Raw genomic sequence first — 20,616 nt, 5'->3', positions numbered from 1 at the left:
GCGTGCGATGCGGGTCCCCGTCCCCCTTCGACGCGAAACAGCCCTTGACCGGACGATCAGGTCATTCAGCGAAACCGCCTGGTTCAGCGGGCGCGGGCCGGTCTGAACGACCGCCGTGACCAGCCCGTACCACCGGCACACCGGCCGGCGGTGAGCGGCGATGCGCGCACGCGCACCCGGGAACCGTCCACACCGGTATCGGTTCCCTGCGGGGGCTGGTCGCCACGGTCATCGTGGAGCGTGTCGCGACGTTCCTGTACGCGCTCGGAGAAGGCGGCCGACCGGATCCCTCGTCGCTCCCTTGATCGGCCCCGGCGGTCCGGCCGGCACCTCTGGGCCAGGCCGGCCGTCATGATCTCGCAGAAGGCACTGCTGAGGTCGGCGCCGTTCCTGGACCGCGGGTGCGCGCGAAGGCGCAGCGCCCGCCGGCGGACGTCGAGGGCGTCTCTGTGCTCATCCACTACCGGCAGTGCGCCGCCGAGGCGCCGCGCCCGCGCACGCGGAAGGGACTGTGCGTCCGTCCGCCGCCACGGGCGTCGCCGACCAGGCCGAGGCGGCCGTCGGCCTGCGCACACCACGGCTGTCCGGAGACGCGGCGTCAGATACGTGTGATCGCAACGGGCCGGGGTGCCCTCGACGGGGCCCTGCTTCCGGCGGAAGTACGGCCACTGTGGCCACACAAGCATCGGAATCAACCAGTAACACGTCGTTAACTGACGTCGAGTTAGGTTCCATGGGACCGCTCCCATCAGGGAGCGACTGGAAGGAGTCTCGTGGCTACGAGCAGACGAACCCGGCGACGGAGGCTGGCCATACCCCTGTTGGCCTTCGTCCTGGCCGGCGGCACGGTCGCCACCGGGGGTACGGCAACGGCGGCAGCCGCCGAGCCGGACACCTCGGCGGGAAGCGGTGTCAGCTCTGGACTGCGACCCGGCGGAGACAGGGTCGACCTGACCGGGGGCGCCGGCCGGTTCGGACCGCGCCAGACCGGTAAGTCCGAGACGGGACACCAGGAAAAGCCCTCCGGCCGCGCTCCGTACATCGTGCAGCTCGCCGAGGAACCTGTGGCCACGTACACGGGCCGGCTCTCGGGCCTGGCCCGGACCCGCCCGGCACCGGGCGAGCCGCTGGAACCGCAGTCGGGGGCGGCGAAGGCGTACCGGAAGCACCTCGGTACCCGGCGGACGGCGGTGGCCGAAGCAGCCGGCATCACGGTCGACGAGGTGTACACCACGGCCTTCAACGGATTCTCCGCCACGCTGACCGCTGCTCAGGTCGAGGAACTGAAGGCGGACAAGCGGGTCCGCTCGGTCACCGAGTCCCAGGTGGTCGGTACCAGCGCGTCTGTCGGTGGCACCACACCGCAGCCGACGAACGGCACGGCGACGGGCACCGCCGGAGCGGCGAGGACCGGGGCGTCCGCCACCGGCGCCCGGGCAACCGGCTCGCCGGCGGCCGGCGCGCAGGGGTCCGCCGCGCGGAAGCCGGGCAAGAGCACCGGCGCCGGGGTCGTGATCGGCGTCCTGGACACCGGGATCTGGCCGGAGAGCCCGTCGTTCGCCAAGCAGATACCGACGGCCCCGGCGGGCTGGCACGGCACCTGCCAGACCGGCTACACCTTCGCCGCCCAGCACTGCAACGGCAAGATCGTCGGCGCCCGGTACTTCGCCGACACCTTCCTCGCGGTGTCGGGCGGCACGCTCCCCGAGGGTGAGGTGCTCTCTCCCCGGGACATGGTCGGGCACGGCACGCACACGGCGTCCACCGCGGCCGGCCTGCCCGTCGACAACGTCACCATCTCGGGGCGGAACTTCGGTTCGGTCTCCGGTGTTGCCCCGGACGCGCGGATCGCCGTCTACAAGGTCCTGTGGGGCGGCTCGGGATACGACGCCGACATCATCGCGGGCATCGACGCCGCGGTCGCCGACGGCGTACAGGTACTCAACTACTCGATCGGAACGCAGTTCGGGGACAGCGAGCCCAACACCCCGATCGGCCAGGCCTTCCTCAACGCCACGCTGGCCGGAGTCTTCGTCACGGCCGCGGCCGGCAACTCCGGCTTCAGCGGCGCGGTCAGCAACACCCAGCCGTGGGTCACCACAGTCGGCGCGGCGGTGACCCACGTGAACGAGGGAACCGTCCGGCTCGGCGACGGCACCTCGATCACCGGCGCCTCGCTGGACGTGCTCCCCGGCGGCCGGTCCCTGCCGCTGGTCTTCGGCGAACAGGCCGGCACACTGGAGGAGGGCTCGGCGTACTGCGAGCCCGGCAGCCTGGACCCGGCGAAGGTGAAGGGCAAGGTGGTCGCCTGCGCCCTGGACAGCCCCTACGCCGCGGTGGAGGAGCTCAAAGCCAAGCACGCGGCGGCCATGGTCCTCTTCGACCCCAACGGCAACTTCCGGGTCAACAGCATCTACGACTTCCCGGTGCTCTATCTGAACACCAGGGACCAGGCCGGCAAGATCTTCAACTACCTGATGAGGCACCCGGACGACGGCACCGCACGGCTCACTTCGAGCGGCCACGGCTCCGGTGCCGCGGGGGCGCCGACCATCGCGGACTACTCTGCGACGGGGCCGGACAAGACGCACCCCGGGCTGATGAAGCCCGACCTGGTCGCCCCCGGCAGCGACATCATCGCGGCCGTCTCCCCGCCGGGAAACTTCGGCCGGCAGTACGACGCGTACTCGGGTACCTCGATGGCTACCCCGCACGTGGCCGGTGAGGCCGCGGTCCTGCGGGCCGAGCATCCCGGCTGGTCGCCCGGCGCGGTCGCCTCGGCGTTGCACACCACGGCCGGCAGCGTGGGCGACGCCGGCCCGCTGGCCCAGGGCAGCGGACTGCCGTCGCTGGAGCGGGCCGCCGATCCGGGACTGGTCATCGAGCCGGACGCCAGGAGTCTGACCGCTTTCAGCGAAGCGGCTCAGCCCGACGGCCGCGAGCTGAACCTGCCGTCGATCGGGCTGCGTGATTACGACGGCACCAAGCCGGTGGTGCTGACCCGCAAGCTGACCAACGTCGGCGGCAAGCGGGAGACGTACCATGCCTCGACCAGCGGGCTGGAGGGCATGCGGGTGAGCGTCGCACCGGCGACGGTGACGGTGGCACCGGGTGAGACCGCCTCGGTCACCATCACGCTGCGGCGCGGCAGCGCACCGTGGGACCGCTACGTCACCGGCGCGATCACCTGGCGTGGCACCGCCCACCGGGTAAGGATTCCGGTCGCCGCGCGCCCGTGGGGCATCTCGCCCCGGCAGTACGACGACAACCTGGAGGAGTTCGGCCGGCTCGCCGACGGCACCTACGGCATGTTCGAGCCGGGCTTCACCGGCCCGGTCTCCGGCCACTCGACCGGCTACGCCGCCATGCAGCGGGAGTCGTACTCGATGCGGACCGGGGTCAGCGGCGGGGTCTTCGACCGGAAGGCCCTCGGGGTGCAGGCGCACTCCTTCAAGGTGCCGGCGGGCAGCGCCGGGATCGTCGTGGATACCGCGACCGACGACCCGGACACCAACCTCGATCTCTGGCTGTACAAGGGCGACAAGCTGGTCTACCGCAGCGCCGCCAGTTGGAGCAGCTCCGAGCGGGCCTGGGTCTTCATGCCGGAAGCGGGCACGTACACGGCGTACGTCTTCGCACAGGACTCCCGTAGCCCGGTCGTCGACTACCGGCTCGGGCACGTCGTCCTCAGCCGCAAGGGCCACTACGAGCAGGCGACGCTGGAACTGCCGGCCGCGGTGGAGCGCGGCACGACACCGCAGTACAAACTGCGGCCGAAGGCTCCGCTGAAGCCCGGCGTCGAGTACTGGGCGTACACCGAACTGGGCACCGAGGGGCAGGTGATCCCGGGTCAGTTGGTGTCCACGAACAAGGACTCCTGGGAGTGACGCGGTAATCCCCCGGGGGCCGTGGCTCCCGAGTGGCCGGTGGGGCGGGCCCGAACGGCTCCCGCCCCACCGGCTCGCTCACGTCCCGGGGTTCCACGGAGCCGGCGCCCGTTCCTCGGCGCAATGGCACGGCGAGTCGCCCGCCGCCCCCGCGGCCAGCGGGGCGAGGGCGGCCGGGACCGGCGGGGCGGGGGGCATCGGGCTGCGCGCTCATCGGCAGCTCCTGACGGGCCGTAACGCGACCGTACGCGGGGTGCGGGGCCCAGGAGCCGCAGGACGGCTCGCAGCCTCGGTCCGCTCAGTGGTTGAAGGTCAGGCGCGGTGCCGCCTTGCGGGCCAGGGTGTGGGCCTGGTCGGGCCACCAGGTGCCGGCGGGCGGGTCGACGATGCCGTACTCGGGGTCGACGGTGCCGCCGGTGTTGCGTGTGCAGCTGCCGTCGGACTCACCGGGGACCTTGATCCACAGGTAGGCGTCGACGAGGGGGACGCCGGTGTCGGCGGTGGGGCGCGGGCCGAGACCGCGGCCGGGTGCGTTGCACCAGGCCTCCGGATCCCCGGTGTACTTGCCCGGCTCCGGGGTCCAGGCGCCCTGGCCGTTGCGGCTGGTGTCGATCACGAAGTGACGCAGCCGGTCGGCCGGTGGAGTGCCCACGTTCTGGTCGTACCAGGCGTCGGTCCACCGCCAGGTGGCGGGATCGGCGGAGGAGACCGCGTCGCCGGGGGTGCCGTCGTTGGGGGCGGCCGCCGAGTAGTACTGGTCGGCGCACCGCTCGGCGTGGCCACGCGCCTCCTCGGGTCCTTCGGTGGCGAACCACATGCACTTGGCGATCCAGGTGCCGTATCTGGCGTTGTGGTCGGTGGGGTGGGTGTTGGACACGTTCAGGGCGAAGCCGTCACTGTGGCGGACCCCGGCGTCCAGCAGCCGCTGGGCGATCTCACCGACGGGCCGCCACTGGACGTTCCCCGCGTCCAGGTAGACCGCGGTGCGCGGCCTGGCCTTCAGGGTCTTCACGGCGTAGGCGAGGTCGGCGACGCGGGCGGCGGTGAGTTCGCCTGTCGGGTCGGCGGTGGGCCCGCAGTCCTTGGGGAGGAGGGCCGTGCCGTCGGGTTCGACGACGACCACCGCCTTGCCGGTGCCGATACCGGCGGCGAAGGCATCGATCCATTGCCGGTAGGCGGCGGAGGACGCGGCTCCGCCACTGGAGTACTGCGTGCAGTCGCGGCCCGGGACGTTGTAGGCGACCAGGACCGGGGTCCGGCCCACGGCGCGGGCACGGTGGACGAGTGTGCCGACCTTGCCGCGCACCTCGTCGGGCGTGCCCTCGGTGAACCATTCGGCCTGCGGCCAGCTGGCGAGTTCGGCCATGTTCACGGCGTTCAGGGTGTCGCCGTTTGCGAAGTCCGCGAGGGCCTGCCGCGCGGCCTTGCTGTGCGGGTCCACGTAGAACTTCGTGGCCGGGGTGATCACGTCCTGCGTGGGTGTGGCCTGTGCCTGCGTCGCGGTCAGAGCGGCGCCTGCGGTGAGGGTCGCGACGACGACGGCCGCGCGGCGCCGAAGGCTGCGTGGATTCATGGTTGCTTCCTGGTCGATGGGGTGGTGGAGGCGGATGCCCGCCGGCCGGGTGGACTGCCGATGCGTCCGTGAAGGCGGCGGGAGTTCCGGATCAGTAGCCGTAGATCATTTTGTAGGCGACCTCGGGGAGGAACTGCCCGGCCGTGGAGCCGGCTCCGACGCCGCAGTTGCCGTCGGACTCGCCCGGTGTCTTGATCCACAGCAGCATCTCGGCGCCTCCGCCCGTCCGGGTGGGTGTGCCGGTGCGGCGGCCGGCGGGGTTGCACCACTGGCCGTTGGAGCCGTTGCCGTTGCGGCTGGTGTCCACGACGAACGGTTTGGTGTAGCCGTAGCGGGCACTGAGCTCGCTGTTGACGGCGTTGCCGAAGGCGGTGTTCTCGGCGGTCGTGAAGTAGTTGGAGACGTTGAGCGAGAAGCCGTGGGCCTGCCGGAGGCCGGCTTCGTGCAGGCGCTTGGCCATGGTCGCCGGACTGACCCAACCCGGGTTGCCGGCGTCCATGTAGACCCAGGTGTTGGGGGCCTGGCGGCTGAACTGGGCGAGGGCGTTGGTGAGCATGGCCTCGCGCTCGTCGATCTGGGCCTGGGTCATGCAGTCGTAGTCCCCGAGGGAGTCCGGTTCGAGGATGACGACCGCCGGGCGGCCCGCGATCCCGCCGGCGAACTGGGCGATCCAGTTCGCGTAGGCGGACGGCGAGGCGGCCCCGCCCGCGGAGTGCCCGCCGCAGTAGTCACGGTTGTAGATGTTGTAGGCGACGAGGACGGGCAGCTTGTCGGAGTAGTCCGCCGCTCCGGCGTACGCCCCCGTGGCCGTGCCGATGGTGCCGCTCCAGGAGCCGAACCAGCGGGCCATCGGGGTGTTGGCGATGGAGGCGTTGATCGCGGGTGCCCGGCCGTCGCCGGGGTTGGCGGCCACCCACCGCTTGGCGCTGGAGTCGGGGTCGACGTAGAACCCGCTGGTCATGGTGGTCGGGTCGGCCGCGTGGGCGGACGGTGCGAGGGCGAGCGCGGACGGCAGGGCGAAGAGGGCCGCCACCAGTATTCGCATGCTGCGACGCATGGCTGTACCTCGATTTCCTGAGCGGGACTCGAGTGCATTGGGAGCGCTCCCACTGGAAGCGGTCCCAATCGTGGGGTGGGCTGATTGAGCTGTCAATAGTCGGCGCAGGACTCGACCTCGACCGCAGTGGGAGACGCACGGAGACCATGAGCTGGAAGCGCTCCCAGCCGACGCCACCATGTGCCCGCTGACCTGTGACAGACTCCCGGCTCATGGCAGAAGATGCGCCGCGTCGGCAGCCGACGCTCGACGAGGTGGCCGAACGCGCCGGCGTCTCCCGCTCTGTGGCCTCCCGCGCCCTCAACAACGCTCCGCACGTCAGCCGCGCCAAACGTGAAGCCGTCGAACGGGCCGTCCGGCAACTCGGTTACGTCCCCAACCCGTCCGCCCGCGCCCTGGCCACCCGGCAGACGGGAGCCGCCGCCCTGGTCGTCTGCGGAGAAGATCCGTCGATCTTCGCCGATCCCTTCTTCGCCCAGGTCATCGTGGGAGCGTCGGCCGCTCTTGAGGAGGCGGACCTGCATCTGATGCTGTGCCTGGCCGCTTCCGACCGCGGCCGCAAGCGGGTTGCGGAACTCCTCCGCTCCAGGGGCGCCGACGGCGCCATGCTGATGGCGCTGCGCGAGGACGATCCGCTGACCCGGGTGGCCGAGAAGGCGCAGATGCCCGTCGTGTTCGGCGGACGCCCGGTCCGTACGACCCCCCGGTGGTACGTCGATGTCGACAATGTCGGCGGGGCGCGCAAGGCGACCGAGCACCTGCTCTCACGCGGCCTGACTCGTGTGGCCGCGATCTGCGGGCGGCTGGACACCGAGGCCGGGCGTGCCCGGTACCGCGGCTACCGGGACGCCATGCTCGCCGCCGGCCTCGACCCGTTGCCGCCGCAGGAGGGGGACTTCACCGAGCACAGCGGAGCCGCCGCCATGGCCACACTGCTGGCGGACCGCCCTGGGGTGGAGGGGGTGTTCGCAGCAGGCGACAACATGGCGGTGGGAGCCCTGCGCACGCTGCGGAAGGCCGGCCGGCGGGTCCCCGCCGACGTCGCCGTGGTCGGATTCGACGACCTGAGCGTCTCCCGGATCACCGATCCGCCGCTCACCACCGTCCATCAGCCCATAGAGGCTCTGGGCCGGGAGATGGCGCGCATGCTGGTCGCCCTGGTCAACGGGCAGGACCCCACCGCGCTGATCCTGCCGACCCACCTGGTCGTCCGTTCCAGTGCCTGACGGCTGAGGCGGGCCCCGGCAGGAGCCGTGGCCCCGGGTGTGAGCAGGTGGCTGGGGGGTGCGACCGGTGGACCGGTTCAGGGCGTGGACAGCTCGAACCGCGTGACGCGGACAGCGCCGCCGAGCGCCTGCGTGGCGTGGTTGAAGAGGGCGAATCGGTAGCCCATGAAGAACCGCCAGTCGTTGCCCATGGAGAAGGCGGGCCCGAGGCGGGTGAAGGTGGTGCCGTCGGTGCTGTAGGAGAAGGTGCCGGGGCGTGGTGCGCCGGGGCGGATGTCCGCGGTCGCGCGCAGCCAGACGCGGCCACCGGAGACGGGCGCGCTCGCGACCTCGGAGCCGGTGCCGGTGGTGTTCCAGTTGGTGTCCATGGTCAGCCCGGTGACCATCACCACCCGTGTCACGCCGCCGTCGCGTTTGACACCGATCCACGCGGAGGCGTCCCGCAGCAGTGCGAGGCCGGCGCGGTCGCCGTCCCGCATCGCGGAGTGGTCGAGCTGGACGGTGGCCGTGGAGGTGGGACCCTGGATGCGGTGCGTGAGGGTGTTGCGGGCCCAGTACAGGTCGTTGGTGACGGTGGCGGTCCGGAGGGTCAGCCCGTCGCCGACCGACCACTTGGTGTTGTCCGGGTTGTGGTTCCACTCCCATCTCGGCTTGAGGGTCGTACCGTCGAAGGTGTCGACGCCGGTCATGGGGGTGACCTGACGGGGCGGAGGGGGCACGGCGGGGCTGGGGTACGAGGTGCCCCACGCGCCGTCGACGAGTTGTACGACGGGCCAGCCGTCCGAGGTCCAGGTGACGGGGGCCAGCGCGGGCATCCGGCCGCCGGGATAGGCGTCCACGAAGGCCAGGTAGTACCAGGCGCCGCTCTGCGTCTGCACCAGCCCGCCCTGGTGCGGGACGCCGCCTCCGGGGATCGGCCCACGCAGGTCGAGCAGGACCTGTCGCATCGTGTAGGGGCCGAAGGGGCCGCCGGACGACTTCAGGACGTACTGACCGTTCGCGGGGCGGGTCAGGAAGATGTAGTACTGCCCGTTGATCTTGTAGAACCGTGAGCCTTCGAGGGTGCCGACGCTCGACGGCGTCGTGAACACCTGCTGTGTGCGGACCTGGGCGCGGCCGTCGGGCGAGAGCTGGGCCACGCTGATGGTGGTGTTTCCGTACGCCACGTACAGGGAGTCGTCCGTGTCGACGAGCAGCCCCGCGTCGTAGTAGGGCGTGGCGATCGTCGTCAGCCTGTTCCACGGCCCCTCGACGGCGGTCGCGGTGTAGACGTACGTCCGGGTGAAGTCGATCTGGCCGAGCCAGTAGAAGGTCCTGTTGCTCGGCCGGTAGGCCAGTGACGACGCCCAGATTCCTCTGACATAGCCACGGGAGCCGTTCAGGTCGTACTTGGCACCGAAGTCGAGCACGGGCACCGAGTGGCCGGCGATCTCCCAGTGCACCAGGTCGTACGAGCGCAGGACGGGCGCGCCCGGCGAATAGTGCATCGTCGAGGCCGAGGCGTAGTACGTGTCGCCGACCCGGATGACGTCGATGTCCGCGAAGTCCTGCCAGATCACCGGGTTCGTGTACGTGGAGGCGGCGGCGAGGGCGGCTCCACGGGGCAGGAGGGCGCCGGCGGCCAGGCCGGTGGCGGCCGTCAGCGCACGCCGACGGGATAAGTTTTGTTGAGGCCATGACATATTCATCTGTGGCGTCCTCCTCGGGCTTCATTCGCGTAGAGCGGGTGCAGTGTGTTCGGTATTTCGAACATGGGTCGATTTATCGAGCATCCCGGATCATAGGAGCCCGATCGCACCCGTCAAGACCTCGCGCAGTTTCGCCAGGTCGATCGATACATTCGACACCGGACGGCTCGCACCCGCCGCCGGTCTCTTCACCATCGACACAGGTGACGGTCTCCCCGACGGTCATCAATCCAAAGCACAGTTGGCTCGTTCCGGCGATGTTGACATGCTCAGGCTCCGCTCTAGTATCCGCGGAAGGGTCGAATTTCCGAATGCTGACCGAAATTTCGAACCCCTTGCCCTTTCCTCGCCGTGCCGAAGGAGCCCCACGTGCTCAGACGATCAGGCGGACGACTGCTCCGCCTCCTCGCGGCCGCCGCGCTGGCCATCACCGCGACCGTGACGGCCTCGGCCCACTCCCCTGCCTCGGCCGCGCCGGGCAGCCCCGCGCTCACGCCACCGCTGGGGTGGAACAGCTGGAACAGCTTCGGATGCGCGGTCACCGAGGCACAGGTGCGCCAGGCCGCCGACGCGATGGTGTCCTCGGGCATGCGGGACGCCGGCTACCGGTACGTCGTGGTCGACGACTGCTGGTTCGACCCGCAGCGTGACGCGGCGGGCAACCTGCGGGCCGATCCGGCCAAGTTCCCGAGCGGGATGAAGGCGCTCGGGGACTACATCCACGGCAAGGGCCTGAAGTTCGGGATCTACCAGGTGCCGGGCGAACGCACCTGCGCGCAGACCAGCGGCGCCTATCCGGGCTCGACCGGCAGCAGGGGGCACGAGGCCCGGGACGCCGCCGCGTTCGCCTCCTGGGGCGTCGACTACCTCAAGTACGACTGGTGTTCCTCCAGCGGCACCCGCGACGAGCAGGTCGCGCGGTTCACCCTGATGCGTGACGCCCTGCGCGCCACCGGCCGGCCGATCGTCTACTCCATCAACCCCAACAGCTTCCACGCCATCACCGGCTCGACCTACAACTGGGGCGAGGTCGCCGACCTGTGGCGGACGACCGAGGACCTGCTCGACATCTGGCAGAACGGCAACACCAACAGCTACCCGATGGGCGTCGGCAACGTCCTGGACGTCACCGCGCCGCTGGCGGCGCAGTCGGGTCCGGGACACTGGAACGACCCGGACATGCTGGTCGTCGGCCGTCCCGGCCTGACACTGACCGAGTCCCGCTCCCACTTCGCCCTCTGGGCACTGCTGAGCGCCCCCCTCATGGCCGGGAACGACATCCGCACCATGTCCGCCGACGTGAGCGCGATCCTGCGCAACCCGCGCCTGATCGCGGTGAACCAGGATCCGCTGGGCGCGGGCGGGCGCAGGGTGCGCGACGACGGCGCCACCGAGGTGTTCGCCAAACCCCTGTCGGACGGCTCGGTCGCCGTGGGCCTGTTCAACCGGGGAGGCGGCACGGCGACGGTCACCACGACCGCCGCGCAAGTCGGTCTGTCCGGCGGCCCGTTCACCCTCACCGACCTGTGGACCGGCGGCACGTCGAACACGTCCGGACAGATCTCGGCGAGCGTCCCCGCCCACGGCGTGGCCGTGTTCCGGGTGACCGGCGGCAGCCCCCTGGCCGCCACCACCTCACGGCTGCGGGGCAACGCGTCCGGCCGCTGCGCGGACGTGGACAACTCCTCCACCGCCGCCGGTGCCACGGTACTGCTCTGGGACTGCCACACGGCTGCCAACCAGCTGTGGACCACATGGGCCGGCGGGGAGATCCGCGTGTACGGCGACAAGTGCCTGGACGCGTACGACCAGGGCACCGCCAACGGCACCCGCGTCATCACGTGGCCCTGCAACGGCCAGGACAACCAGAAGTGGACCCTCGGCCCGGACGGGTCGATCCGCAACGTCCACGCGGGCCTGTGCCTCGACGCCGACGGGGCCGGCACCGCCAACGCCACTCGGCTGGTCCTGTGGACCTGCAACGGCCAGGCCGGCCAGAAGTGGAGCCGCGCCTGAGCGACACCACCCGCCGGCCGACCGGCTTCGCCCGCACCGACGTTCCCGACATCACGTGCCGGGCCGCCCGAGACCGTCACGGCGGCCCGGCAGCGGGGACGGACGCCCGCGCCGCCTCGCCCCCGCACGTCGGCCCCTCGTTCCCTGCCCTGCCGGTCCGCAACGGAAGGCGAGTCGCACGATGACAAGGACAGGATCCCTCTTATGGCCCGCCGTGGTCGCGGCGCCGGTCGTCCTGAGCAGGGGCGGCACAGCACTGGGCCAGGGCGAGGACACCCCGCGCGCGGCCTCCCGGGCCGCCGCCGCACGGGCGGGCAGCGCCGTGAGTTCCGACCCGGCGGCCGTCCACCTCTGCCAGGACGGCGATGCGGAGGAGTGAGCGGGTGTGCGTCAGGCGGAGGCGGGTGGCAGTGCGGCGAGAACGGCAGCGAGGCTGTGCGGGTCCCGGCGGGCGATGTTGTGGCCGACGGGGATCTCGTGAACCCGCCAGTCCGGGTCGTTGCGCAACTGTTCGGTCAGGGTCACGAACGGGCTGCCCGGCCATGCGCCACCACTGATGAACGTTCGGCTGAGCGCGTAGCCGGGAGGGTCTTCCAGCCTGATCGACTGAACGAAGCTCGCCAGTGGGTGCGGTCGCGCGCGAGGGTCGAGTCCTTCGGGAACTGCGACCCATCGGCCGTCGGCGCGTGCGCCGGTTATGAACAACTCCCGGAAGCTGTCGCTGGTCAGAGACCAACACGAATCCCCGTCGTCCGGGACATAGGCGTCGATGAAGACGAGCTGATCGAGGCGGTCGCCGAGCCGGTGCGCGACACCGGCGATCACCATCCCGCCGTAGCTGTGCCCGCACAGGGCGACGGGCGTTCCGTCGCCACGGTCGATGATGTCGGCTACCTGGGCGATGTGGGTGTCCAGGTTCGGCGGAGAGTCCACATCGAGTGGGCCGTCCGGCTCCAGCCCCGACAGGGTCACCGCCTCGACGTGGTGACCGGCTCGGCGCAGCTCGGCAGCCACCGAGTCGAACGCCCATCCGCCTTGCCAGCCGCCCGGCACCATCACGAACTTCACCGCGTCATCGTAGGTCAAGCAGAGGCCGGCGAGTACGGCCGGCGATCAGACGCTTCGCCAACGCCCAAGGGTGGCATGGCGCATCACCGGACCGATCCTGCTTCTCGGCTGCGCGACGAGACCACCCTTCTGTGACGTTGCGTCACTCGCCCACGAAGGGCGCGGCCCGGGAGCATCGTGTTCTGGGAAGTACGCGGAGAGGCGACGAGGGCAGGATTCGAACCTGCGTCCACCCGGGTCCAGAGCCGGGCGCTCCTCCGCAGAGCTTCCTCGTCGCCACCGTGATCATTGCCTGGGGCCGCTGTGTGGGTCAATCGATTTGCGGCGGCGGACACACGCGGGAACTGCCGCCGGTCGTCACGTCCACTCCTGAGCGGCGGCACGTTTTCCCTTGCCGGAGAAGACCCCCGCCGAACGCAGAGCGCCGGCCATGAGCGGATCCGCGACGGCGACTCCGTGCACCAGCTCGGGTGTCCGCCGGAAGGCGACGGCCTCAGCCGCCGTCCTGGGAGCAGTCCATGCACCAGCTATCGGGTCCACCCGATGCCGGGCGCAGACTGCTTCGACGAGCGAACGCGGGCATTCCTTCTCACCGCGGAGTACTTCCCAGGGCAGAGGGAGGTCCGCCCAGACGTGGGTGTCCGGGTGCAGCCCGCCGCCGCTCATGCGGTGCCAGTACGCCACATCGGCCGCCATCAGGCGGGGCACCTTGCCGGGACAGATCCGGTCCAGGATCCCGTCCTGCCCCAGCTCGGTCAGCAGCGCGAACCAGTGGGCCCGGGCCGTGTTCCATGCCTGTGCGGCCTGGTTCCACGTCGACGAGTCGTCGCCACGGCGCACGATCATCGTGTCGCGTTCCAGCGGATGCCGGTTCCAGGCGTCCTCCAGCAGACCGGCGACCTGGCGCAGGAACGCGTTCCACCGAACCAGTAGCCGGGTGAGGTCTTGGTCGGACACGTGGGTCAGCACCTCGGATGTGGGGTGCACATGCGCGACCGCGTACCAGCAGGCCCGCTCGGGGTGATTCCTCAGGCGCTCGAACAGGGCCTCGGCGACCTCGTCGTAGACCTGACGCTGCCGGCCGTTGGTGAACACGCTGCGCATGTGGCCGCGCGCCGTGATGTAGGCGATGAATGCGGCCGTGTCCGGGTCCGCGGCGAACAGCTCGTACGGCAGGACGTGGGCGAGGGCGCCTTTGCCGGTGATGACCACGTCGCGTCGGCGCTGCTCGTGGATGAGCCGGGCCAGTTTGGCCTCCATCCGGCGCAGCAGCCGGAAACGCTTGTTGTACTGGCGTTTGGAAACGTCCCCGAGTCCGGCCTCCGTGCGCTCGGTCCGGTTGAGGCGGTCCGTGCCGAAGTCGTTCTGCCCGTACGCGCGGCCGATTTCCTCACCCGCTTGCCGGATCACCACCTCGATCCGGGCGGGATCATCCCCGGCGTCGTCCGGAAGGTCCGGCACGCTCGCGAACAGGTCTGCCGCTCGGGCGAGCTGGCGCTGTGCGCCGACCGGACGGGCGAACTCCTCCCGCATGGAGGTGTAGCCGTGCCAGAGGTTGCGCAGCGAGTGCTCAGCGGCCTTGGCGAGCGCCGCCTCGGTCGCTGTGTCGAGGTCGGTGCCCTGGGCGGCGTGCAGATCCTGGATGAGCCGGGCCACATCTTCCGGACGCTTGCGCAGTGTCAGTGAAGCGTGCAGTTCACGGAGGAGCTGTTCGGATGTAGGCGACGGCATGGGTCTCACCTTGTCATCACCACGACCGGGCCTCCACTGCTTATCCGCACGTCGGAACCGTCGTCGACGTCGACGACGACCAGCGGCCCGCTCTCGAACCGCGGGTCGGTACTGTGACACGCCCGGCCCAACGACGGCTTGCGGACCACGCCCCTCGCCGCCGACCGGCTGTCGCGTCGCCCCCACTCCGAAGCCGCAGCGGGGCCCTGGCAACGAGGCCGGGCGACATCACGAATCGGTGACACCTGCACGCAACCAGCACGCTACGCGTCACAACTGGCGCTAGCGTTTCGCGCCATTGGCACGTCCTGGGGGGACACATGACCAATCCGTACACCACGCCGCAGCAGCCGCCCGTCAGAACCGCCCCGAAGTGGGCTCGCAAGCGGTACGTGCTGCCCACGATCGGCCTCGCCTTCTTCCTCGGCATCGGCGCAGGCGCCGGCGACCAGAACACCGGCAGCGATGCGAAGCCGGCAGCCGACAAGGTGCGGCCGACGGCCACGGTCACCGCAACTGCCACGGCCACGGCCACGGAAACAGCGACGCCGGAACCCGCGCCGACAGTGACCGAGACGAAGACGGTCAAGGTGAAGGTGACCGTCACCGCCCGCGCGGCCGCGGCGAACTCCGGGAGCAGCGGCAGTTCGTCAGGCGGTTCTTCCGGAGGCGGCGGCTCCAGCTCCTCGGGGGGCTCCGTCGGAGCCGGGAACGGCGCCACCGCTCTCTGCAATGACGGCACGTACTCCTACGCCGCACACCACCAGGGCGCGTGCTCGCACCATGGGGGCGTAGCGGTCTTCTACCGGTAGGCCTGTAGTTCGCAGGGGACTGGTACTGGCCGGATGGTCTTCGACCGGCAGCACGCGGGCCTGCTGGGAGGTCGTCGGCTGCTCAGGGTGGCGACTGTGGCACCCGTACGATCCGCCCCGTGCCAAGGCCATCCTCGCCGACCTCTACAGCGTCGCGCCACGTAACGCACTTGGCTTAGCAGCCGGTCTGTGCCGTGTTTCGGCTCACCAGCGCCGACCACCCCCCGCGCCCTGTGCAACGGTGGCCGTACCCACGAACTCCCGGAAACCGAGAACCGTGGCCACGAGTACCTCTTCCGCCCAGATGCCGCGCCTGCCGTGAGCGGAGGGGCTCAGCGCAGCCGTCGCGCACGCAGCACCAGGTCGTCGGTATGGTGCGCGCCGGCGCCGCCGTCGGGTGCCACGCGTGGTCGCTGCTCGTTCACCTCCACCTTCCAGTCGTCGGTGAGCAGGGCGGCTACCATCGAGGGCCAGACGTAGTCGGCCGGGTCGAAACCGCTGTCGTGCGTCTGCTGGGTGTCCATCCCCGCGTGGTGCACGAGCAGCAGCACGCCGCCGGGCGCGACGGCAGCGAGCAGGGCTCGCTCGGCTGCGGCGTCGGGGGTGCGCAGCAGGGCGGGATACTGCGCGGAGACCAGGTCGAAGGAGGCCGGCGGGAGCGCCGCTTCCGTCAGCGCGGCGTGTACCCAGCGAACGGTGACGCCTGCGTCCCGCGCGTGCCCGGCCGCCCGCTCCAGCGCCACACCCGAGACCTCGAGCGCGGTCACGTCCCAGCCGCCGCGCGCGAGCCAGACGGCGTCCGCGCCCTCGCCGCAGCCGACGTCGAGCACCCGCCCGGGCGTGAGCCCGGCGACCTCGGTCACGAGCGCACCGTTGGGCCGGCCGCTCCACAGCTGTTGTCGGTCGGCGTACCGGGTGTCCCACTCCGCCCGCACCGCGGGGTCTCCGACGTATCCGTCGTCAGGGAAGGAGGTGTCAGACGCGGGAGATCCCGCCGTGATGTTGTCGGTCACGGGCCCAACGTCGCCCATCGCGGCCCGGTCACGCCACTCCTGTTGCCGCTCCGGCAAAACGGCGGAGCAGCAAGAGGACGGGATGGGGATGTCCTCGTACGGGGTAGGCGAGCGGGACGACGCGGGGCGGTCCGGCGTGCTGCTTGAGGGAGGTCAACGTATGCAATTCGACGACGATGCTGCTCTGGACACGTCCGAGGTCGAGGACGGTCGGGGAGGTGCGCTGGGCGGGATCCCGGGCGGCGGGAAGACCATCGGCGGGGGACTGGTCGGGCTCGTGGTGCTGGTCGCGTCCGTGCTCCTGGGTGTCGACCCGGGGATCTTCGGCTCGGGCAGCGGCGACACGTCCTCGTCCGGCAGGTCAGCCGCGGACCTCGCGGCGGACTGCCGGACCGGTGCCGACGCCAACCGCAAGGAGGAGTGCCGGATCGTCGCCGTGGTCGACAGCGTGCAGGCATTCTGGAAGCGGACGGAGACAGCCGCCGGCAAGCCGTACCAGCAGGCTCCCACGTTCCTGTTCACCGGCAGTGTGAACACCGGCTGCGGGAACGCGACGTCCGACGTCGGCCCCTTCTACTGCTCAGCCGATGACAAGGTCTATCTCGACCTCGGCTTCTTCAACGATCTGAGCAGCAAGTTCGGCGCCGAAGGCGGCCCCTTCGCCGAGGCCTACGTCATCGCGCACGAATACGGCCACCACTTCCAGGACCTCAGCGGGACGATCTCCAGCGGCGGCGGAGAGGGCCGGAACAGCGGCTCGGTGAAACTGGAGTTGCAGGCGGACTGCTACGCCGGAGTGTGGGCCCACCACGCCACCACCACCCCTGACCCCAGGAGCGGTAAGCCACTGATCACCGACTTGACGAAGGACGACATCGACCGCGGGCTGGACGCGGCCGCCGCCGTCGGAGACGACCGTATCCAGCAGCGCTACCAGGGCAAGGTCACACCCGACACCTGGACCCACGGCTCCGCGAGCCAGCGTCAGCAATGGTTCTCCACCGGCTACCGCTCCGGCCGCGTCGCCAGCTGCGACACGTTCGGCTGACCACACCGGCAGCCACGGCATCGGGAATGCCGCCCTCTTCGCCCGGATGCCGACCCGCGGCGTGCGTGGTGGTACGTGGTCGATCAGCGGTTGACGGCGGCCATGTTGTCCGCGTCGTAGCGTTCGCCGGAGGCCCGGGGCAGGTCGTTCAGGCGGGCGACGTGGCCGGAAGTGAGCTCGATCCGGTCGGCGGCGGCGTTCTCCTCCAGCCGGGCCACTCGCTTGGTGCCGGGGATGGGCGCGATGTCGTCACCCTGGGCGAGCAGCCAGGCCAAGGAGACCTGCGCGGGCGTGGTGTCGATCTCGGCGGCTACGGCCCGGACCTCGTCGACGATGCGCAGGTTGCGTTCCAGGTTGCCGTCGGCGAAGCGGTGGTTGGTACGGCGCCAGTCGTCGGTGTCGAGATCGTTCAGGGAGCGGATGCCGCCGGTCAGGAAGCCGCGGCCAAGCGGGGAGTACGGCACGAAGCCGATACCCAGTTCGCGCAGGACAGGCAGGATCTCGGCCTCCGGGTCGCGGGTCCACAGGGAGTATTCGGATTGGACCGCGGTGACCGGATGCACGGCGTGAGCGCGGCGGATCGTGGCGGGGCCGGCCTCGGACAGGCCGATGTGGCGGACCTTGCCTTCGGCCACCAGTTCGGCCAGCGCGCCAACGGTCTCTTCGATGGGCGTGCCGGGGTCCACCCGGTGCTGGTAGTAGAGGTCGATGTAGTCGGTACCCAGGCGCTTCAGTGATCCCTCCACGGCCAGGCGGATGTTGGCCGGGGTGCTGTCCAAAGACGTGCCGCCGGTGTGGGAGATCAGTCCGAACTTGGTCGCCAGCACGACTTCGTCTCGGCGCCCCCGCAGGGCCCGGCCGACCAGTTCCTCGTTGGTGAACGGACCGTACCCCTCAGCGGTGTCGATATGGGTGACCCCGAGGTCCAGAGCGCGGTGGATCGTGCGGATCGACTCGTCGTCGAACCGGCCTGCGCCTGTGTAGAACGCCGACATTCCCATGGCTCCGAGACCGATGCGCGAGACCTTGAGGCTGCCGAGCGAGACGGTTTTCATGGCGCGGACTTCCCTTCCCACCACTTAAGTACCGGTCGGTGCAGAACCGTAGCACGTTCAAGACCGATCGGTACTGAATTACGTTCGCGGGCATGAATCTGCTCGTCGGCGAAGATTTGTACCGAGTGGTACGCTTCTGGTATGGGCGACTCCCGCAGGGCCGTCATGGGCCGGCCTCGAGAATTCGACATCGACCAGGCGCTGGAACGTGCGATGCGGGTGTTCTGGACCCGCGGATACGAAGGTGCGAGCCTCGCCGAACTGACCGGCGCCATGGGGATCACCAAGACGAGCATGTACGCGGCCTTCGGCAACAAGGAGCAGTTGTTCCGCAAGGCCCTCCAGCGCTACGGCGCGGGGCCGGCCGCCTACGTCACGCGCGCCCTGGAGGAGCCCACCGCGCGGGCCGTGGCCTCGGCGTTCCTCTACGGAGCGGTCCGCACCACGACCCCTCCCGGTGGCCCCTCCGGGTGCCTGACCGTGCAGGGTGCGCTGGCGTCGAGCAGCGACAGCCAGGCCGTCCACGACCTGCTGGTCGACTGGCGCAACGACGCGGGGGTTCGCCTCGAGGAGCGCTTCCGGCGCGCCGTCGACGAGGGCGATCTTCCGCGTGACGCCGACCCTCGGCGTCTTGCCCGGTTCATCATGACGATGGGTTTCGGCATCGCAGTGCAGGCCGCCAACGGCCTCGGTCCTGCCGAGCTCGACGAGATCGTCGACACGGCGTTGCTCGGCTGGCCCGCATAGCGCCTGCGCCTCTTCCCCCGGCGGGATCATCTCCGCGCATGAGGGCAGTGACGGTGCGGCAAAACTTCGGTACCGTCCGGGACAGAAGTTTCGGGCAGCGGGTCCTCCCCTGCCGACGATCACCGCGAGGAAACCGTCGAGGGCCGTCGCGGACACCGAGCATGACCTCCGCTCCGGGGGCCGAAGAAGGGGATCATGTCCGACACCGACCTGCGCGAGTTCTACCTGCGCTACATCGGAGCGCTCAACGCCCACGAGATCTCCCGCATGGACGAGTTCATCAACGACGAGACCACCCTGAACGGCGAGCCGGGCACTCGGGACCAGGTCATCGCTGTGCTGAAGGGCGATATCGACGCGGTCCCGGACTTCCACTGGGAGCCCCGGGAGATCGTGGTCGACGGTGATCGCCTGGCCGCCCGTCTGACCGACACGGGCACGCCCGCCAAGGAGTGGCTGGGCGTGGCTCCCACCGGCGCCTCGTTCGAGATCGTCGAGTACGCCGTCTATCAGGTTCGTGACGGGCGGTTCGTGCACATGACGGCTCTGCACGACGCCGAGTCGCTGAGGCGGCAGCTCGATGCCTGACCCCCGTGAACCGATCGGCGTCGGCATCGTCGGCCTGAGCGCCACGGGAGGCTGGGCGGCCGGGGCTCACCTGCCCGCGCTGAACGCGGTCGACGGGATCGAGCTTCGCGCGCTGGCGGCGAGCTCCGAAGCCTCGGCCCGGGCCGCGGGAGCGGCGTACGGCGTACCCGCGTACACGTCGGTCGAGCAGCTCGCCGGCGACGAGAACGTCGACCTCGTCGTGGTCGCCGTCAAAGTGCCTCGGCACCGCGAACTCGTGTTGCCCGTGCTGAAGGCAGGCGTGCCGGTGCTCTCCGAGTGGCCGCTCGGCGTCGACCTGCGCGAGGCCGAGGAGATGGAGCGTGCCGCCGGGACGACGCGCACCTTCGTCGGTCTTCAGGGACGCTCCTCGCCTGCCTTCCGCCGGCTGGCCGACCTCGTGTCCGAAGGATTCGTGGGGGAAGTGCTCTCCGCCACCGTCGTGGCGTCTTCGACCGAATGGGGCACTCCGGTGTCTGCGAACATGGTCTACACGCTCGACCGCGAGCTCGGGGCCACGATGCTGACCATCGCGTTCGGACACGCGATCGACCTGGTGTCGATGGTCGTCGGCGAGCTTCGGGAAGTGGTCGCCACGACCGCGACCCGGCGCCGCCGGGTTCCCCTCGGGCGCACCGGGCAGGTCGTTCCGATGACCGCCGAGGACCAGATCGCGATCTCGGGCACCGTGGCGGGCGGGGCGGTCCTGTCCGTCCACCACCGTGGAGGCGCGGCATCGGGCGCAGGGTTCTGCTTGATCATCGACGGCACGGAGGGGAGACTCGAGATCACCGCCGCGGAGTTCCCGCACATCGGTCCGGTCACGGTGCGTGGCACACGCGGCGGCGGCCGGCCTGCGGAGGTCACGCTGCCCAGCGGCTACGACGACTATCCCGGCCTGGCCGGAACAGTGATCCACACGCTGGCGCACGCCTACGCCGCGATCCGGGACGACCTGATCCACGGAACGGCTGCCGCCCCGGACTTCACCCACGCCGTCAAGCGCCACCGACTCCTTGACGCGATCGTACGGTCCGCCGCCACAGGCCGACGAGAAGCCCTCCATCCTTAGGCGCGCGGCCGGTCGAT

At 70.4% G+C, this 20,616-nt stretch carries 16 protein-coding genes and 1 tRNA gene; 9 read left to right on the top strand and 8 right to left on the bottom strand.

All coding sequences use genetic code 11. The annotated features are described in order from the left end of the window. Positions 1–773 precede the first annotated feature (773 nt). Entirely contained in the window at positions 774–3,887 is a 3,114-nt protein-coding gene (locus tag LG395_RS37545) for a S8 family serine peptidase (RefSeq protein ID WP_225813537.1), read from the top strand. Positions 3,888–4,185: 298 nt separating this feature from the next. Here the strand turns inward: LG395_RS37545 and LG395_RS37540 are convergent, their stop codons facing one another. Beyond that, positions 4,186–5,460 (bottom strand): glycoside hydrolase family 6 protein, encoded by a 1,275-nt coding sequence (locus LG395_RS37540; RefSeq protein ID WP_225813535.1) that lies wholly within the window; start codon positions 5,458–5,460, stop codon positions 4,186–4,188. A 91-nt stretch (positions 5,461–5,551) separates the two neighbouring features. Beyond that, positions 5,552–6,517 (bottom strand): glycoside hydrolase family 6 protein, encoded by a 966-nt coding sequence (locus tag LG395_RS37535; protein ID WP_225813533.1) that lies wholly within the window; start codon positions 6,515–6,517, stop codon positions 5,552–5,554. Positions 6,518–6,729: 212 nt separating this feature from the next. Here LG395_RS37535 and LG395_RS37530 point away from each other — a divergent pair, with 212 nt between their 5' ends. After that, positions 6,730–7,743, top strand: a complete 1,014-nt coding sequence (locus LG395_RS37530) for a LacI family DNA-binding transcriptional regulator (protein WP_225813526.1) — start codon at positions 6,730–6,732, stop codon at positions 7,741–7,743. Positions 7,744–7,820: 77 nt separating this feature from the next. On the opposite strand, the gene LG395_RS37525 is transcribed toward LG395_RS37530, so the two are convergent. Continuing rightward, complete coding sequence (locus LG395_RS37525; protein WP_225813525.1) at positions 7,821–9,431, bottom strand: glycoside hydrolase family 43 protein; 1,611 nt, start codon at positions 9,429–9,431, stop codon at positions 7,821–7,823. 369 nt (positions 9,432–9,800) lie between these two features. Between LG395_RS37525 and LG395_RS37520 the strand changes: the two genes are divergently transcribed. Both LG395_RS37520 and LG395_RS37515 read left to right on the top strand, forming a co-directional pair. Next, positions 9,801–11,447, top strand: coding sequence for a glycoside hydrolase family 27 protein (locus tag LG395_RS37520; RefSeq protein WP_225813524.1), 1,647 nt, complete (start codon positions 9,801–9,803; stop codon positions 11,445–11,447). Between the two features lie 181 nt (positions 11,448–11,628). Next, positions 11,629–11,826, top strand: a complete 198-nt coding sequence (locus LG395_RS37515) for a hypothetical protein (RefSeq protein WP_225813523.1) — start codon at positions 11,629–11,631, stop codon at positions 11,824–11,826. A gap of 11 nt (positions 11,827–11,837) precedes the next feature. Here LG395_RS37515 and LG395_RS37510 read toward each other — a convergent pair whose 3' ends face one another. The 3 genes from LG395_RS37510 to LG395_RS37500 all read right to left on the bottom strand — a co-directional run bounded on the left by LG395_RS37510 (position 11,838) and on the right by LG395_RS37500 (position 14,246). Continuing rightward, the gene (locus LG395_RS37510; RefSeq protein WP_225813522.1) at positions 11,838–12,515 is read right to left on the bottom strand and encodes an alpha/beta fold hydrolase; all 678 of its coding nucleotides are present in this window, start codon (positions 12,513–12,515) and stop codon (positions 11,838–11,840) included. A 202-nt stretch (positions 12,516–12,717) separates the two neighbouring features. After that, positions 12,718–12,790 (bottom strand) — tRNA-Gln (locus tag LG395_RS37505). Between the two features lie 82 nt (positions 12,791–12,872). Further along, a complete protein-coding gene (locus LG395_RS37500) occupies positions 12,873–14,246 on the bottom strand; it encodes a hypothetical protein (protein ID WP_225813513.1) in 1,374 nt (457 codons plus the stop codon). A gap of 320 nt (positions 14,247–14,566) precedes the next feature. Here LG395_RS37500 and LG395_RS37495 point away from each other — a divergent pair, with 320 nt between their 5' ends. Continuing rightward, the gene (locus LG395_RS37495; protein WP_225813511.1) at positions 14,567–15,058 is read left to right on the top strand and encodes a DUF3761 domain-containing protein; all 492 of its coding nucleotides are present in this window, start codon (positions 14,567–14,569) and stop codon (positions 15,056–15,058) included. A 332-nt stretch (positions 15,059–15,390) separates the two neighbouring features. Here LG395_RS37495 and LG395_RS37490 read toward each other — a convergent pair whose 3' ends face one another. Next, positions 15,391–16,071, bottom strand: a complete 681-nt coding sequence (locus tag LG395_RS37490) for a class I SAM-dependent methyltransferase (protein ID WP_225813509.1) — start codon at positions 16,069–16,071, stop codon at positions 15,391–15,393. A gap of 160 nt (positions 16,072–16,231) precedes the next feature. On the opposite strand from LG395_RS37490, the gene ypfJ reads away from it, so the two are divergent. After that, positions 16,232–17,119, top strand: coding sequence for a KPN_02809 family neutral zinc metallopeptidase (gene ypfJ / locus LG395_RS37485; protein ID WP_225813508.1), 888 nt, complete (start codon positions 16,232–16,234; stop codon positions 17,117–17,119). A gap of 83 nt (positions 17,120–17,202) precedes the next feature. On the opposite strand, the gene LG395_RS37480 is transcribed toward ypfJ, so the two are convergent. Continuing rightward, the gene (locus tag LG395_RS37480; protein ID WP_225813507.1) at positions 17,203–18,174 is read right to left on the bottom strand and encodes an aldo/keto reductase; all 972 of its coding nucleotides are present in this window, start codon (positions 18,172–18,174) and stop codon (positions 17,203–17,205) included. A 141-nt stretch (positions 18,175–18,315) separates the two neighbouring features. Here LG395_RS37480 and LG395_RS37475 point away from each other — a divergent pair, with 141 nt between their 5' ends. The 3 genes from LG395_RS37475 to LG395_RS37465 all read left to right on the top strand — a co-directional run bounded on the left by LG395_RS37475 (position 18,316) and on the right by LG395_RS37465 (position 20,599). Beyond that, on the top strand, positions 18,316–18,921 hold the full coding sequence (locus tag LG395_RS37475; RefSeq protein WP_225813503.1) for a TetR/AcrR family transcriptional regulator: 606 nt from the start codon (positions 18,316–18,318) through the stop codon (positions 18,919–18,921). A gap of 195 nt (positions 18,922–19,116) precedes the next feature. Further along, positions 19,117–19,509 carry an ester cyclase gene (locus LG395_RS37470; protein ID WP_225813501.1) on the top strand — a complete coding sequence of 131 codons (393 nt, stop codon included), beginning with the start codon at positions 19,117–19,119 and terminating at the stop codon, positions 19,507–19,509. Further along, positions 19,502–20,599, top strand: a complete 1,098-nt coding sequence (locus LG395_RS37465; RefSeq protein ID WP_225813499.1) for a Gfo/Idh/MocA family protein — start codon at positions 19,502–19,504, stop codon at positions 20,597–20,599. Before LG395_RS37470 ends, LG395_RS37465 begins: the two co-directional genes overlap by 8 nt. Positions 20,600–20,616: the final 17 nt, after the last annotated feature.

Origin of the sequence: Streptomyces spinosus, assembly GCF_020400655.1 — a bacterium.
Classification (GTDB): Bacteria; Actinomycetota; Actinomycetes; order Streptomycetales; family Streptomycetaceae; genus Streptomyces; species Streptomyces argyrophylli.
The sequence above is the reverse complement of the archived record's forward strand: the minus strand, read 5'-3'. Positions and strand labels throughout refer to the sequence as shown.

Coding starts and splice junctions, on each gene's coding strand:
- LG395_RS37540 (WP_225813535.1), bottom strand. CDS start 5,460: ATGAATCCACGCAGCCTTCGGCGCCGCGCGGCCGTCGTCGTCGCGACC.
- LG395_RS37535 (WP_225813533.1), bottom strand. CDS start 6,517: ATGCGTCGCAGCATGCGAATACTGGTGGCGGCCCTCTTCGCCCTGCCG.
- LG395_RS37530 (WP_225813526.1), top strand. CDS start 6,730: ATGGCAGAAGATGCGCCGCGTCGGCAGCCGACGCTCGACGAGGTGGCC.
- LG395_RS37525 (WP_225813525.1), bottom strand. CDS start 9,431: ATGAATATGTCATGGCCTCAACAAAACTTATCCCGTCGGCGTGCGCTG.
- LG395_RS37515 (WP_225813523.1), top strand. CDS start 11,629: ATGACAAGGACAGGATCCCTCTTATGGCCCGCCGTGGTCGCGGCGCCG.
- LG395_RS37500 (WP_225813513.1), bottom strand. CDS start 14,246: ATGCCGTCGCCTACATCCGAACAGCTCCTCCGTGAACTGCACGCTTCA.
- LG395_RS37495 (WP_225813511.1), top strand. CDS start 14,567: ATGACCAATCCGTACACCACGCCGCAGCAGCCGCCCGTCAGAACCGCC.
- ypfJ (WP_225813508.1), top strand. CDS start 16,232: ATGCAATTCGACGACGATGCTGCTCTGGACACGTCCGAGGTCGAGGAC.
- LG395_RS37480 (WP_225813507.1), bottom strand. CDS start 18,174: ATGAAAACCGTCTCGCTCGGCAGCCTCAAGGTCTCGCGCATCGGTCTC.
- LG395_RS37475 (WP_225813503.1), top strand. CDS start 18,316: ATGGGCGACTCCCGCAGGGCCGTCATGGGCCGGCCTCGAGAATTCGAC.
- LG395_RS37470 (WP_225813501.1), top strand. CDS start 19,117: ATGTCCGACACCGACCTGCGCGAGTTCTACCTGCGCTACATCGGAGCG.
- LG395_RS37465 (WP_225813499.1), top strand. CDS start 19,502: ATGCCTGACCCCCGTGAACCGATCGGCGTCGGCATCGTCGGCCTGAGC.